Genomic DNA, 14,153 nt, shown 5'->3' with positions numbered 1-14,153 from the left:
GCTAGAGGGCGCCCTTCGTGGAGGGCAGGATCCCGGCGGCGCGCGGGTCGAACTCCGCGGCGTAGCGCAGGGCCCGGGCGAGGGCCTTGAACTGGCACTCCACGATGTGGTGGGCGTTGCGGCCGTACGGGACGTGGATGTGCAGGGCGATCTGGGCCTGCGCCACGAAGGACTCGAAGATGTGCCGGGTCATCGTCGTGTCGTACTCGCCGATCATCGGCGCCATGTTCTCGGGCTCGGTGTGCACGAGGTAGGGGCGGCCGGAGAGGTCGACGGTCACCTGGGCGAGGGACTCGTCCAGCGGCACGGTGCAGTTGCCGAAGCGGTAGATGCCGACCTTGTCGCCGAGGGCCTGCTTGAAGGCGGCGCCCAGCGCGAGGGCGGTGTCCTCGATGGTGTGGTGGCTGTCGATGTGCAGGTCGCCGTCGGTCTTGACGGTGAGGTCGAAGAGTCCGTGGCGGCCCAGCTGGTCGAGCATGTGGTCGTAGAAGCCCACGCCGGTCGAGACGTCGACCTTGCCGGTGCCGTCGAGGTTTATCTCGACGAGGACCGAGGTCTCCTTCGTGGTCCGTTCGACCCGTCCGATGCGGCTCATGCCTGCTGCTCCTTCTTCAGTGCGCGAACCGCTTCCAGGAACGCGTCGTTCTCGGCCGGGGTGCCGGCGGTGACCCGCAGCCAGCCCGGTACGCCGTTGTCCCGGACCAGGACGCCCTGGTCGAGGATCTTCTGCCAGGCGGTGTGCGAGTCGTCGAACTTCCCGAACTGGATGAAGTTCGCGTCGGACTCGGTGACCTCGTAGCCGATGGCCCGCAGCTCGGTGACGAGGCGGTCCCGTTCGGCCTTGAGCTGCTCGACGTAGCCGAGCAGGGTGTCGGTGTGCTCCAGGGCGGCCAGTGCGGTCGCCTGGGTGACGGCCGACAGGTGGTACGGCAGGCGCACCAGCTGGACGGCGTCGACCACGGCGGGGTGCGCGGCCAGGTAGCCCAGGCGCAGGCCGGCGGCGCCGAAGGCCTTGGACATGGTCCGGGAGACCACCAGGTTGGGGCGGCCCTCGATCAGCGGCAGGAGCGAGTCCCGGTGGCTGAACTCCACGTACGCCTCGTCCACGACGACCAGGGACGGCTTGGCCGCCTGCGCGGCCTCGTACAGGGCGAGGACCGTCTCGGCCTCGACCGCGGTGCCGGTGGGGTTGTTGGGCGAGGTGATGAAGACGACGTCGGGGGCGCTCGAAGCGATGGCCCGCTCGGCGGCGGCCACGTCGATGGTGAAGTCGTCCCGGCGCGGGCCGGAGATCCAGCCCGTGCCCGTGCCGCGGGCGATCAGCGCGTGCATCGAGTACGAGGGCTCGAAGCCCATCGCGGTGCGCCCGGGGCCGCCGAAGGTCTGGAGCAGCTGCTGGAGGACCTCGTTGGAGCCGTTGGCGGCCCAGACGTTCTCCTTGGCGACGGGGTGCCTGCCGGTACGGGTGAGGTAGGCGGCGAGCGCGGTGCGCAGCTCGACCGCGTCCCGGTCGGGGTAGCGGTTGAGGGTGCGGGCGGCGTCGGCCACGCGCTCGGCGATGCGCCGGACCAGCTCCTCGGGGAGCTCGTACGGGTTCTCGTTGGTGTTCAGCTGGACGGGTACGTCGAGCTGGGGGGCGCCGTACGGGGTCTTGCCGCGCAGTTCGTCCCGGATGGGGAGGTCGTCGATCCCGAAACTCACTGGGTGGGCACCTTCCATCCGAAGCGGGCCTTGAGGGCCGCGCCGTGCGCGGGCAGGTCCTCGGCCTCGGCGAGGGTCACCACGTGGTGGGTGACCTCGGCGAGGGCGTCCCGCGTGTAGTCGACGATGTGGATGCCGCGCAGGAAGGACTGCACGGACAGGCCGGAGGAGTGGCAGGCGCAGCCGCCGGTGGGCAGCACGTGGTTCGAGCCGGCGCAGTAGTCGCCGAGGGAGACCGGGGCCCAGGGGCCGACGAAGATCGCGCCGGCGTTGCGGACGCGGGCGGCCCACGCGGCGGCGTCGGCGGTCTGGATCTCCAGGTGCTCGGCGCCGTACGCGTCGACGACCTTGAGGCCGTCCTCCAGGCTGTCGACCAGGACGATCGCGGACTGCCTGCCCGCGAGGGCGGGCTTGATCCGGTCCTCGACGTGCTTGGTGGCCGCGACCTGCGGCTCCAGCTCCTTCTCGACGGCGGCCGCGAGCTCCTCGGAGTCCGTGACGAGCACGGCGGCGGCCAGCGGGTCGTGCTCGGCCTGGCTGATCAGGTCGGCGGCGACGTGGACCGGGTCGGCCGTGGAGTCCGCGAGGACCGCGATCTCGGTGGGGCCGGCCTCGGTGTCGATGCCGATCTTCCCGGTGAAGTAGCGCTTGGCGGCGGCGACCCAGATGTTGCCGGGGCCGGTGACCATGTTGACCGGGAGGCAGTCCTCCGTGCCGTACGCGAACATCGCGACGGCGACGGCGCCGCCGGCCGCGTACACCTCGTCCACGCCGAGCAGCGCGCACGCGGCGAGGATCGTCGGGTGCGGCAGGCCGCCGAACTCCTTCTGCGGCGGGGACGCCAGCGCGATCGACTCGACGCCCGCCTCCTGGGCCGGTACGACGTTCATCACGACGGAGGACGGGTACACGGAGCGGCCGCCCGGGGCGTACAGGCCCACGCGCTCGACCGGAACCCACTTCTCCGTCACGGTGCCGCCCGGGACCACCTGGGTGGTGTGCTCGGTGCGGCGCTGGCTCCGGTGCACGATCCGGGCGCGCCGGATGGACTCCTCCAGGGCGGCGCGGACCGCCGGGTCCAGCGCGTCGAGGGCGGCCTTGATCGCCTCGGCGGGCACCCTGACCTGCTCCAGCTCCACCCCGTCGAACTTCCGCGCGTACTCGATCAGCGCCGCCGTGCCACGATGATGGACGTCCTCGCAGATGGGCCGCACTTTCTCCAGTGCGGCTTCCACGTCGAACTCGGCACGGGGCAGCAGATCGCGCAGGGCGCCACCCTCGGGGAGGGTGTCACCGCGCAGGTCGATACGAGAGATCACGTCCCAATTCTCTCAGACCGGCTCCCACCACCGTTCGCCCGTATCACTGGCTGATACACGTCCCGGACGTCACGGCCGCCCCGTAGCGTTTCCCGTACACGCACGTGACAGCGGGGGGCTGCCATGACCGAAACGCAGGTGGACGGGCGACCGGCTGACCTGACCGACGCCGAACACCGCATGTGGCAGACCTTCCGGGCGGGCACCGTCTGTGACCTCAGTGCCCGGGTGGCCGAGCTGGACGACCCGCACGGCGACGCGGAGTGGGGTCCCGAGCGCCGGGTCCGGGCGGAGGTCGTCGCCCTGCTCCTGCTGGCCGGACCCGAGCCCGTCCCGGGCCGCGTCGGATGCCTGAAGCTGCGCGGCGCGCAGATCACCGGGCGCCTCGACCTGTCCGGCGGCACGGTGCCCCCGTACGTCGAGATCCGGGCGTGCCGCTTCGACGGCGAGATCCAGCTCTCCGAGACCCGCTTCGGCACCCTGCGGCTGGACAACTGCGCCGTCCCGCGCATCGAGGCGGCCCGGCTGCACACCGAGGGGGACCTGCACCTGGCGCGCTGCCGGGTGGCGCGCGGGATCCGGCTGACCGACGCGCAGATCGGCACCGACCTGCTGATCAGCCAGGCCGTCTTCCTGCGGGACAACCGGGGGCGGGCGATCGCCGCCGACGGGATGGCCGTCGCGCAGGACGTCCAGGCCGACCTGGTGGAGACCTACGGGGAGGTGAGCCTGCGCGGGGCGAAGGTGGGCGCCTCGATGAGCCTGCGCGGGGCGCGGCTGCGCAACCCGGACGGCCGGCGCGCGCTGAACGCCCCGACCCTGACCGTCGAGCGGACCCTGTACCTGACCTCCGTCGGCCTGCCCCGCGAGGCGCCCGATCCGGCCCGCCCGTACGACTGGGCCCAGACCCCCACGCGCGGCGGGCCGGAGCGGCACTTCGAGTGCCGGGGCGGGATGCGGCTGGACGACGGCCGTTTCGGGGACTCCGTCGACTTCTACGGGGCCCGGTTCGACCTCCGGCCCGACCAGGAGGTCTCCCTCCGGCGGATCCAGACCCCGGAGTTCCGCTTCGTCGGCGAGGCGCCGGAGCGGGGCCGGGTGGTGGTGTCGGGGGCGAAGGTGGTCAAGCTGGTCGACCGCTCCACGAGCTGGCCCGGCCCCGGCCGGCTGTCCATGGAGGGCTTCGTCTACGAGAACCTCGCCCCGCGGGGCCACTTCCCGCTCGCCCGCCGCCTCGACTGGGTGGCGGCGGCCACCCCCGAGTACTCCCCGGAGCCCTACGAGCGGCTCGCGTCCGTACTGCGGGACGGCGGGGAGGACGCGGACGCCCGCGAGGTGCTGGTCGCCAAGCACCGGCGGCGCCGGAGCACCCTGCCGCCCGCCGCCAGGGCCTGGGGGTACGTGCAGGACTGGACGGTGGTGTACGGCTACCGGCCGGGGCGGGCGGCGCTGTGGATGGCGGTGCTGTGGGCGGCCGGCGCCCTGCTGTTCTCCGGCCACCGGCCCGAGCCGCTCAAGGCGGACGAGCACCCACAGTGGAACGCCGCCCTGTACGCGCTCGATCTGCTGCTGCCGGTGATCGATCTCGGTCAGGAGGGCCAGTGGAAGGTGCAGGGCGGCTGGCAGTGGGCCGCGGCGGCCCTCGTCCTGCTGGGCTGGATCCTGGCCACGACGGTGGCCGCGGGCGCGTCCCGGCTGCTGCGGCGGGGGTGACGGCCCGGGCCGTCCGGCCACTACCCTGTGCCTCGTGACCACCGTTCGCCTGCCCCTCTTCCCGCTGAACCAGGTTCTGTTCCCGGGCCTCGTGCTGCCGCTCAACATCTTCGAGGAGCGGTATCGCGCCATGATGCGCGAGCTGCTGAAGACCGGGGAGGACGAGCCGCGCCGGTTCGCCGTCGTCGCGATCCGCGACGGCCGGGAGGTGGCCCCCACCGCGCCCGGCCTGCCCGACCCGACGGCGCTGCCCGCGCGGGGTCCGGCGGCGGGCTTCGGCGCGGACCCGATCCAGGCGTTCCACCGGGTGGGCTGCGTCGCGGACGCGGCGACGATCCGGGAGCGGGAGGACGGCACGTTCGAGGTGCTGGCCACCGGCACGACGCGGGTGCGGCTGCTGTCGGTCGACGCGTCGGGGCCGTTCCTGGTCGCCGAGCTGGAGGAGCTCGCGGAGGACGCGGGCGACGGTGCGGGCGCCCTCTCGGAGGGGGTCCTGCGGGCCTTCCGCAGCTACCAGAAGCGCCTGGCCGGGGCCCGCGAGCGCACCCTGGCCTCGACGCCGGACCTGCCGGACGAGCCCTCGGTGGTCTCCTACCTGGTGGCGGCCGCCGCCGTGCTGGACATCCCGGCCAAGCAGCGCCTCCTGCAGGCCCCGGACACCGCGACGCGCCTGGCGGAGGAGCTGAAGCTGCTGCGCGCCGAGACGGCGGTGATCCGGCACCTCCCGTCCCTCCCCGCGGTGGACCTGACCCGCGCCCCGACGAGCCCGAACTGAAGGCATGGCGAAGAAGCAGAAGCAGCAGACGGCGGGCACTCCGGCGATCGTCGCCCTGACCGCGGCCGGGGTGGACTTCACCACGCACGCCTACGAGCACGACCCGGCCCACCCCTCCTACGGGGAGGAGGCCGCCGAGGCCATGGGCGTCTCCCCGGACCGGGTCTTCAAGACGCTCGTCGCGGACGTCGACGGGGTCCTCACGGTGGCGGTGGTCCCGGTCTCGGGCTCGCTGGACCTGAAGGCCCTGGCGGGCGCGGTGGGCGGGAAGCGGGCGGCGATGGCCGACCCCGCGCTGGCGGAGCGCACCACCGGCTACGTCAGGGGCGGGATCTCCCCGCTGGGGCAGCGCAAGCGGCTGCGCACGGTGCTGGACGCGTCCGCCTCCGCGCACCCCACGATCTGCGTCTCGGCGGGCCGCCGGGGCCTGGAGGTCGAGCTCTCCCCCACCGCCCTGACCACCCTCACGGGGGCCACGGTGGCCCCGGTCGCCCGCCCTTAGCCTGGCCGGCTGAACCGGATCGGTGGAGCGGTTGTCCGTGCCGGGTGCGACCCACTGCACGGCGCTCCGCGGGGGTCCGGGGGCGGAGCCCCCGAACGGGTCCGGGCGGAGCCCGGGGAACGGTGGAAGGGCGGGTCGGGGAACGGCTCCGCGCAGCGGCAGCCGGGCGCCCGGTGGGTCAGGACGTGGCGCGCGGGGGTTCCGATGGAGTCGGGTCCGCGTGGACGTGGGGCGGTGGGTAGGTCCCGTACCACTCGGCGGACGGCGACGGGTCCCGCGGACCCCAGACGGCGGTCAGCCCGAGGTGGGCGGCGACGGCCGTCATCGGCCAGACCAGCAGCACCCCGTACGCCAGCACCTGCAGCGGCGCGTCGAACGGCACTCCCTTGCCGGCCTTCGCGGCGGCAGCCGGCACGTCGGAGCCCGGTCCGAGCCACAGCCCCAGCCGCCACCCCACCAGCGCGGCGAAGCCCGACCCGAGGGCCAGCCCGATCACCAGGGGTACGCCCCCGCGCCGCCGCCACAGGAACACCCCGAGCGCGCTCAGCACCCCGAACCCCAGCGCCAGCAGGAAGAACGTCCCGTCGGCCCCGATCCGCGCCTCGCTCTCGGTGTCGCGCAGGAAGACGGCCTCGCCGTTGGATACGTACTGGACGCGCGGCGCGAGCCACACCCACAGCAGCCCGAGGAGTACCCCGGCCACGCCCACCACGAGGGCGACGGCGGCCCCGTCACGGATGTCCGCCGGGGTCACGGCGGCCTCCGGCTTCGGGAGGTCGGGGAGGTCGGAGGGAGACGACGGCGGCGTCACGGCTTCGGTCACCCCCACATCGTGCCAGGTACGCCCGGCGACGGCGTCAGCGGACCGCCGCCCGCCGGTAGGCCCAGGTGGCGACGGTCAGGGACAGCAGCCCGACGGCCCCGCACACCCCGAGGTCGAGGGCGACCGCCGACCAGTGCGGGTGCGGGGCGAAGGTCTCCGCGAAGGCCTGCACCCCGTAGGTGGACGGCAGCAGGTCCCGCGCCCAGACGACGAGGCCGGGCATCCGCTCCGGCGGCAGCACCCCCAGCAGCAGCGCCGCCGACATGCCCAGCTGCCCGGCCAGCGTGGCCAGCTCCTGGCGCGGGGCGAGCAGCCCCAGCGCCGCGCCGAGCCCGGCGAGGGCGGCCCCGGCGAGCGGCACCACGGCGGCCAGGATCCACAGCCCGCCCATCGGCAGCCCGAACAGCGCGCAGCCGAAGACGGCCGTGACCAGGGTCCCCGGCAGGGTGAAGGAGGCGTACGCGGCGGCCGCGCCCAGCACCACCGAGGCGGGCGGCACCGGCAGGGTGGCGTAGTGGTCCAGCCCGCCGCTCGCCCGGAGCTGCCCGAAGTACTGCGCGAGCAGGTTCAGCGCGACGAAGGCGACCACCAGCACGGACGAGCCGGCGACGACGGCCCGCGCCTCGGAGCCGCCACCCCCGTCGACCACGCCCCGCATCAGGATCATGATCCCGACGGACTGGAAGGTGGCCACGAACAGCAGCGGGATCCGCGCCACGCGCGCCCGGGACAGCTGGGCACGGTAGACGGCGGCGAGCGCGGGGAAGAAGCGGGCGCGGGGCGCGAGCACCCCGGGTACCGCGGCAGCGACGTCGGTCACGACTTGACCAGACCCTTCATCCGTCCACCCAGCGCGAGGTAGACGTCCTCCAGGCTCGGCGTGGCCAACGTGAAATCGTCGAGGGCGGCGAAGGCCGGGCCGCCGGTGACGGCGGCGACGGCGGTGCGGGCCTCGTCCTGGCCCAGCCGCAGCACCCAGCGCCGCCCGGACTCGGCCGCCCGCGGGGCGAGCTCCGCGACCTCGGGGACCTCCAGCGGCGGGGCGGTGCGCCACACCAGCTCCAGGCGGACCTCGTCGGAGACGCGGGCCTTGAGCCCGGCGGGGGTGTCGCAGGCGATGACCTTGCCCTGGTCGATGACGGCGACCCGGTCGAGGACGGTCTCGGCCTCGATGACGTTGTGGGTGACCAGCAGGACGGTGGCGCCGTGGCGCTCGCGGCGCCGGTCCACGGCGGCCCACACGGCGCGCCGGGCGACGGGGTCCATGCCGGTGGTGGGCTCGTCGAGGACGAGCACGGGCCGCTCGCCGACCAGGGCCGAGGCGAAGCAGGCGAGGCGGCGCTGGCCGCCGGAGAGCTTCTTCAGGGGGCGCCCGGCGATCGCGGTCAGCCCCAGTTCCTCCAGCACCTCGTCCCGCGCGGTCCGCGCGTCGCGCGCGGCGAGTCCGCGCAGCCGGCCGGTGGTCTCGGCGGCCAGGGAGACGGTGAGCTCGTCGAGGGCGGTGGACTCCTGGCCGAGGTAGGCGAGGAGGCGGGCGGCCCGCTCGGGGTGGCGTACGAGGTCGTGGCCGAGGAGGGTGACGGTGCCCTCGTCGGGCCGCATCAGACCGGTCAGCTGGCGGACCAGGGTGGACTTGCCGGCGCCGTTGGGGCCGAGCAGGCCGAAGATCTCGCCGCGCCGGACCTCCAGGGAGATCCCGTCGTTGGCCCGGATCCCGGGCAGGGCGGGGGCGCCGCGCCGGCCGCGCACCGCCGGGTACGTCTTGACCAGGTCACGCACCGCGCAGACCACGTCGGAAGCCGCTCCGGCGGCCGCTGCCGTGGGGTGCCCTGCCTGTGCTGTGCCCGTACTCACGAGGGAGCAGCCTACGCGGCTTCCGCCCCTACTCGGCCGCCGGGGTCGGCGGGCCGGAGGGCACCGGGGTGCCCGCCGGACCCGGTGCGGCGCCGACGTGCTCGGCCGCCGCGCGGACGTCGATCTCGCGCCAGAACCCGGCGCGGATGGCGTAGCGGTCGTGTTCGTCGATCTGGTCGTCCTTGTGCGCGAGGAGTCCGAACCGGGCGGCGTAGCGGAGCAGCTCCCCGTCGATGCGGTGCGGGACGCGCGGGTACATGGTGGCGAGTTTCTGCAGGTGGACGGTCTCCGGGAGCCGTTCCATCCAGCGGCGGGCGAACACCTGGCCCACCTCGAACGGGTCGCCGCCGACGGTGGTGATGTCCTCCTCGCGGTCCGCCCAGCGCTGTTCGGCGCTGGTGAGCTGGGCGAGGGTGGGCAGCGAGGCGGTCTCCGCCGGTTCGCCGAGCGGTCCGGCGCGGTCGATCCAGCCCCGGTCGGAGGACCAGCGCAGGGCGCTGCCGGCCGGGGCCGGGGCGCTCTGGACCTGCCGCTCGGCCGGGGCCGGGCCGGGGGCGCGCAGCGAGGCGAGGTCCTTGGGGGTGGGGACGGGCTTGGCGCCTTCGGTGGCGGGCGCCGGTACGGGTGCTCCGTTCGGGGGGTTCCCGGGGGCTTCCCCGTCGGCGGTGACCGCGGCGGCGCCGTTGCCGTTGCGGGCGGCTTCGGCGAGGGCCGCCTCGGGCAGGGGCGCGGAGAGGATCGCGGCGATCTCGGGGCGCGGGGCGGGCGGCGGGGGGCAGAGCCCGGCGAGGTCGCGGGCGCGGACGGCCCGGGTGATCCAGGCCCGGTCCAGGACGCGGCGTTCGTCGGCTTCGGCGACGAGGTCCTCGGACTGGTTGTAGTCCCCGTCGGCGGCCTGGACGGCCCACAGGTGGACGGCGACCCCGTGCTCCTTGGCGGACATCAGGCCGGGGAGCAGGTCGCCGTCGCCGGTCACCAGGACCACGTCGGAGCAGGCCCGGTTGCGGGCGAGTTCGGTGAGTTCGGCGTGCATGGCGGCGTCCACGCCCTTCTGCGCCCAGCGGCCGTCGCTGCGGGTCAGGGCGCCGAGGCGGACGGTGACCCGGGGCATGACGCGCAGCCGGCGGTGTTCGGGCTGCGGCACCCGGTCGGGGGCTCCGTCGAACCAGTAGATCCGCAGGAGGGGCTGCTCGGTGTCGGCCTCGGCCCGCTCGCGCAGGCCCTGGATGAGGGCGGTGTGGTCGACGGTGATGCGGGAGCGGGAGGGCTCTCCGGCGAGGAGGCTCGCGGCGGCGCCGAGCAGGTATCCGGCGTCCACCAGGACGACGCAGCGGTCCACGCGTTCCACCCTCTTCCGTGGGGTTCCCAGGGGGTACTCGTTAGGTTTTCCCCGAGTCTGCCCGACCGCAAGGGTGTTGACGGCCGGAACTCGATCATCGGCGTGGCGGATCTCCCGGCGGGCCGGACGAGGGGCTCCACTACGCGCAGTAATGATCCAAAATGCGTGGTTTGTGCGGGTGTGTGAGTGTGAAGGCGGCCCTGGCCCCTACACCCCCCACGGAGGCATCCCATGGCCAAGAACAAGAACCAGAAGCAGCCGGCCAAGCAGCAGCCGCGATCGGCGCAGGATCCGTCGAAGGCGTCGATGGAGTCCGCGCCGGACGAGCGCTCCTCCCAGTCGCCGAGCCCGCTGGACATGGCCCACAAGGGCAAGCAGAAGCGCTTCGGCCACAACTGACGCCGCCGCCCAGGTACGCGCGAGGGCGCGCCCGGATCTCCGGGCGCGCCCTCGCTCGCGCGTGGCCGCGGGTCCGCTCCTGCGTCCGCGGGCCCCTACGGTCTAGCCGGCCAGGCAGGAGGGGCCGAGGAGCACCTTGAGGTCGCCGAAGAGCGCCGGGTCGGGCTGGACCCGGTGCCGGTCCAGGCGCAGCACGGTGGTGGTCCGCGGCCCCTGGAGCTTGATCCGCACCTCGGTGTTGCCCTTGTGGTGGCGCAGGATCTCGCCCAGACGGGTCACCATCGGCGGGGTGACCTTGACGGTCGGGATGGTGAGGACGACGGGGGCGTTGGTCCCGGCGGAGGAGAGGTCGGGGACCATCATCTCCATGGCGACGAGCCGGGGGACGTCCTCGCGCTTGTCGAGGCGGCCCTTGACGAAGACGACCGTGTCCTCGACCAGCTGGGTGGAGACGAGCTGGTACGTCGCGGGGAAGAACATGCACTCGATGGATCCGGCGAGGTCCTCGACGGTGGCGATGGCCCAGGCGTTGCCCTGCTTGGTCATCTTGCGCTGGAGGCCGGAGATGATGCCGCCGATGGTGACGACGGCGCCGTCGGAGTGCTCGCCGCCGGTCAGCTGGGAGATCCCGGCGTCGGTCTTGTCGGAGAGGACGTGCTCCAGGCCGAAGAGCGGGTGGTCGGAGACGTACAGGCCGAGCATCTCGCGCTCCTGTGCGAGCAGGTAGGACTTCTCCCACTCCACGTCGGAGAACTCCACGTCGAGGCCGAAGCCGGGCTCGTCGCTCGCGCCCTCGTCACCCATTCCGCCGAAGAGGTCGAACTGTCCCTCGGCCTCCTTGCGCTTGACGGCGACCACGTTGTCGATCATCGGCTCGTGGTGGGCGACCAGGCCCTTGCGGGTGTGGCCCATCTCGTCGAAGGCTCCGGCCTTGATCAGCGACTCGACGGTGCGCTTGTTGCAGACGACGGCCTCGACCTTGTCCAGGAAGTCGGGGAAGGTGGAGTACTTCCCCTTGCTCTTCCTGGTCTTGATGATCGACTCGACGACGTTCTGGCCGACGTTGCGCACGGCGGTGAGGCCGAAGAGGATCACGTCGTCGCCCTGGGCGGCGAAGTTCGGCTCGGACTCGTTGACGTTCGGCGGGAGCACCTTGATGCCCATGCGCCGGCACTCGTTCAGGTAGATCGCGGACTTGTCCTTGTCGTCCTTGACCGAGGTGAGGAGCCCCGCCATGTACTCGGCCGGGAAGTTCGCCTTGAGGTAGGCGGTCCAGTAGGAGACCAGGCCGTACGCGGCCGAGTGGGCCTTGTTGAAGGCGTAGCCGGCGAAGGGGACCAGGACGTCCCAGAGCGCCTTGATCGCCGCGTCGCTGAAGCCCTTGCCCCTGGCGCCCTCCTCGAAGATGACGAAGTTCTTCGCCAGTTCCTCGGGCTTCTTCTTGCCCATCACGCGGCGCAGGATGTCGGCCTCGCCGAGCGAGTACCCGGCGATGATCTGGGCGGCCTTCTGGACCTGCTCCTGGTAGACGATCAGGCCGTAGGTGACCGCGAGCACCTCTTCGAGCGGCCCCTCCAGCTCCGGGTGGATCGGGGTGATCTCCTGCTGCTTGTTCTTGCGCAGGGCGTAGTTCGTGTGCGAGTTCATGCCCATCGGGCCCGGCCGGTACAGGGCCGAGACGGCGGAGATGTCCTCGAAGTTGTCGGGCTTCATCAGGCGCAGCAGGGAGCGCATGGGGCCGCCGTCGAACTGGAAGACGCCGAGGGTGTCGCCGCGGCCGAGCAGTTCGAAGGTCTTGGGGTCGTCGAGCGGGAGGGCCAGGAGATCGATGTCGATCCCCTTGTTGGCCTTCACCATCTTGACGGCGTCGTCCATGATCGTGAGGTTGCGCAGGCCCAGGAAGTCCATCTTCAGCAGGCCGAGCGACTCGCAGCTCGGGTAGTCCCACTGGGTGATGGTGACGCCGTCGGTGTGCCGCACCCAGACGGGCACGTGGTCGGTGATCGTCTCGCTGGACATGATGACGCCGGCGGCGTGCACGCCCATCTGGCGGACCAGGCCCTCGACGCCGCGGGCGGTGTCGATGACCTTCTTCACGTCCGGCTCGTTCTCGTACATCCCGCGGATCTCGCCGGCCTCGCCGTAGCGGGGGTGCTGCGGGTCGAGGATGCCGGAGAGCGGGATGCCCTTGCCGAGGACGTCGGCGGGCATGGCCTTGGTGAGGCGGTCGCCCATGGCGTAGGGGTAGCCCAGGACGCGCGCGGAGTCCTTGATCGCGTTCTTGGCCTTGATCGTGCCGTACGTGCCGATCATGGCGACCTTGTCGGCGCCGTACTTCTCGGTCACGTACCTGATCACCTCGACGCGCCGACGCTCGTCGAAGTCGATGTCGACGTCGGGCATGGAGACGCGCTCGGGGTTCAGGAAGCGCTCGAAGATCAGGCCGTGGGTGATCGGGTCGAGGTCGGTGATGCCCATGGCGTACGCGACGATCGAACCGGCCGCGGAGCCTCGGCCCGGACCCACCGCGATGCCCTGGTTCTTGGCCCACATGATGAAGTCGGCGACCACGAGGAAGTAGCCCGGGAAGCCCATCGAGATGATCGTGTCCATCTCGTACTCGGCCTGCTGCATCCGGTCGTCCGGGATGCCCCCGGGGTAGCGGCGGTTCATGCCGCGCATGGTCTCCTCGCGGAACCAGCTGACCTCGGTGTGGCCCTCCGGGATGTCGAACTTCGGCATCAGGTTCCGGAACGTGAACATGCCCTCGGTGTCGATCTGGTCCGCGACCAGCCGCGTGTTGGCGCAGCCCTCCTGCCAGGCGTCCGAGGAGTCGATCGCGTACATCTCGTCGGTCGACTTGAGGTAGTAGCCGGTGCCGTCGAAGCGGAAGCGGTCCGGATCCGAGAGGTTCTTGCCGGTCTGGATGCAGAGCAGGGCGTCGTGCGCGGTGGCCTCGCTCGCGTACGTGTAGTGCGAGTCGTTCGTGACCAGCGGCGGGATGCCGAGCTTCTTGCCGATCTCCAGCAGCCCGTCGCGGACCCGGCGCTCGATCTCGATGCCGTGGTCCATCAGCTCCAGGAAGTAGCGGCCCTCGCCGAAGATGTCCTTGTAGTCGGAGGCGGCCTGCACGGCCTCGTCGAACTGGCCGAGGCGCAGCCTGGTCTGCACCTCGCCGGACGGGCAGCCGGTGGAGGCGATCAGCCCCTCCGACCACTTGCTGATGGTCTCCTTGTCCATCCGCGGCCACTTCGTGAGCCAGCCCTCGGCGTACGCGTCGGAGGACAGCCGGAAGATGTTGTGCAGGCCGGTGGCGTTCGAGGCCCAGATGGTCTTGTGGGTGTAGCCACCGGAACCGGACACGTCGTCGCGCTTCTGGTGGGGCTGGCCCCACTGGATGCGCCGCTTGTTGCGCCGGGACTCCGGTGCGACATATGCCTCGATGCCGATGATCGGGGTGATCCCGGCCTTCTGGGCGGTGTGGAAGAAGTCGTACGCCCCGTGGAGGTTGCCGTGGTCGGACATCGCGATGTGCGTCATGCCCATCTCGTTGCACGCGTTGAACATGTCCTTCAGCCGCGCGGCACCGTCCAGCAGCGAGTACTGGGTGTGGACGTGCAGGTGCGTGAACGGCGTCTTGGTCACGGTGGGAGCCTCCGGGGGGAGAGAGGGGCGGCAGCTTTGAATCCTACGTCTCCCGGCTGACACAAACGGGGCACCGACCGGTA

At 72.4% G+C, this 14,153-nt stretch carries 12 protein-coding genes; 4 read left to right on the top strand and 8 right to left on the bottom strand.

Annotated features, from left to right (window positions below):
• Position 1: 1 nt before the first annotated feature.
• Genes hisB through hisD form a run of 3 tightly spaced genes read right to left on the bottom strand, consistent with a single transcriptional unit; the run spans position 2 to position 3,020 of the window.
• Positions 2–595 carry an imidazoleglycerol-phosphate dehydratase HisB gene (gene hisB, locus ACEPPI_RS23010; protein WP_030155936.1) on the bottom strand — a complete coding sequence of 198 codons (594 nt, stop codon included), beginning with the start codon at positions 593–595 and terminating at the stop codon, positions 2–4.
• Positions 592–1,719: a histidinol-phosphate transaminase gene (locus ACEPPI_RS23005; protein ID WP_373917139.1), complete on the bottom strand. Its 1,128-nt coding sequence runs from the start codon at positions 1,717–1,719 to the stop codon at positions 592–594. Before ACEPPI_RS23005 ends, hisB begins: the two co-directional genes overlap by 4 nt.
• Entirely contained in the window at positions 1,698–3,020 is a 1,323-nt protein-coding gene (gene hisD / locus ACEPPI_RS23000; RefSeq protein WP_373917138.1) for a histidinol dehydrogenase, read from the bottom strand. The genes ACEPPI_RS23005 and hisD overlap by 22 nt, the downstream gene beginning before the upstream one ends.
• Positions 3,021–3,143: 123 nt before the next feature.
• On the opposite strand from hisD, the gene ACEPPI_RS22995 reads away from it, so the two are divergent.
• The 3 genes from ACEPPI_RS22995 to ybaK are packed head-to-tail and all read left to right on the top strand — an operon-like array spanning position 3,144 to position 6,010.
• Positions 3,144–4,733, top strand: coding sequence for an oxidoreductase (locus tag ACEPPI_RS22995; protein ID WP_373917137.1), 1,590 nt, complete (start codon positions 3,144–3,146; stop codon positions 4,731–4,733).
• Positions 4,734–4,767: 34 nt separating this feature from the next.
• Positions 4,768–5,508: an LON peptidase substrate-binding domain-containing protein gene (locus ACEPPI_RS22990; RefSeq protein WP_373917136.1), complete on the top strand. Its 741-nt coding sequence runs from the start codon at positions 4,768–4,770 to the stop codon at positions 5,506–5,508.
• A gap of 4 nt (positions 5,509–5,512) precedes the next feature.
• Positions 5,513–6,010: a Cys-tRNA(Pro) deacylase gene (gene ybaK, locus ACEPPI_RS22985; RefSeq protein ID WP_356214271.1), complete on the top strand. Its 498-nt coding sequence runs from the start codon at positions 5,513–5,515 to the stop codon at positions 6,008–6,010.
• Between the two features lie 178 nt (positions 6,011–6,188).
• Here ybaK and ACEPPI_RS22980 read toward each other — a convergent pair whose 3' ends face one another.
• From ACEPPI_RS22980 to ACEPPI_RS22965, 4 genes are read right to left on the bottom strand one after another with little or no spacing between them, the layout of a single operon-like run.
• Positions 6,189–6,833 carry a hypothetical protein gene (locus ACEPPI_RS22980; RefSeq protein WP_373917135.1) on the bottom strand — a complete coding sequence of 215 codons (645 nt, stop codon included), beginning with the start codon at positions 6,831–6,833 and terminating at the stop codon, positions 6,189–6,191.
• Positions 6,834–6,867: 34 nt separating this feature from the next.
• Positions 6,868–7,653, bottom strand: coding sequence for an ABC transporter permease (locus ACEPPI_RS22975; protein ID WP_373917134.1), 786 nt, complete (start codon positions 7,651–7,653; stop codon positions 6,868–6,870).
• Positions 7,650–8,687 (bottom strand): ABC transporter ATP-binding protein, encoded by a 1,038-nt coding sequence (locus tag ACEPPI_RS22970; protein WP_373917133.1) that lies wholly within the window; start codon positions 8,685–8,687, stop codon positions 7,650–7,652. Before ACEPPI_RS22970 ends, ACEPPI_RS22975 begins: the two co-directional genes overlap by 4 nt.
• A gap of 28 nt (positions 8,688–8,715) precedes the next feature.
• On the bottom strand, positions 8,716–10,035 hold the full coding sequence (locus ACEPPI_RS22965; protein WP_373917132.1) for an NYN domain-containing protein: 1,320 nt from the start codon (positions 10,033–10,035) through the stop codon (positions 8,716–8,718).
• A gap of 222 nt (positions 10,036–10,257) precedes the next feature.
• Here ACEPPI_RS22965 and ACEPPI_RS22960 point away from each other — a divergent pair, with 222 nt between their 5' ends.
• A complete protein-coding gene (locus ACEPPI_RS22960; protein ID WP_167456802.1) occupies positions 10,258–10,425 on the top strand; it encodes a hypothetical protein in 168 nt (55 codons plus the stop codon).
• A gap of 102 nt (positions 10,426–10,527) precedes the next feature.
• Here the strand turns inward: ACEPPI_RS22960 and dnaE are convergent, their stop codons facing one another.
• Entirely contained in the window at positions 10,528–14,070 is a 3,543-nt protein-coding gene (gene dnaE, locus ACEPPI_RS22955; RefSeq protein WP_373917131.1) for a DNA polymerase III subunit alpha, read from the bottom strand.
• Positions 14,071–14,153 lie beyond the last annotated feature (83 nt).

The sequence above is a fragment of the Streptomyces sp. AB3(2024) genome (assembly GCF_041862025.1).
Lineage (GTDB): Bacteria > Actinomycetota > Actinomycetes > Streptomycetales > Streptomycetaceae > Streptomyces.
This window is presented reverse-complemented; position numbering and strand designations above follow the sequence as displayed.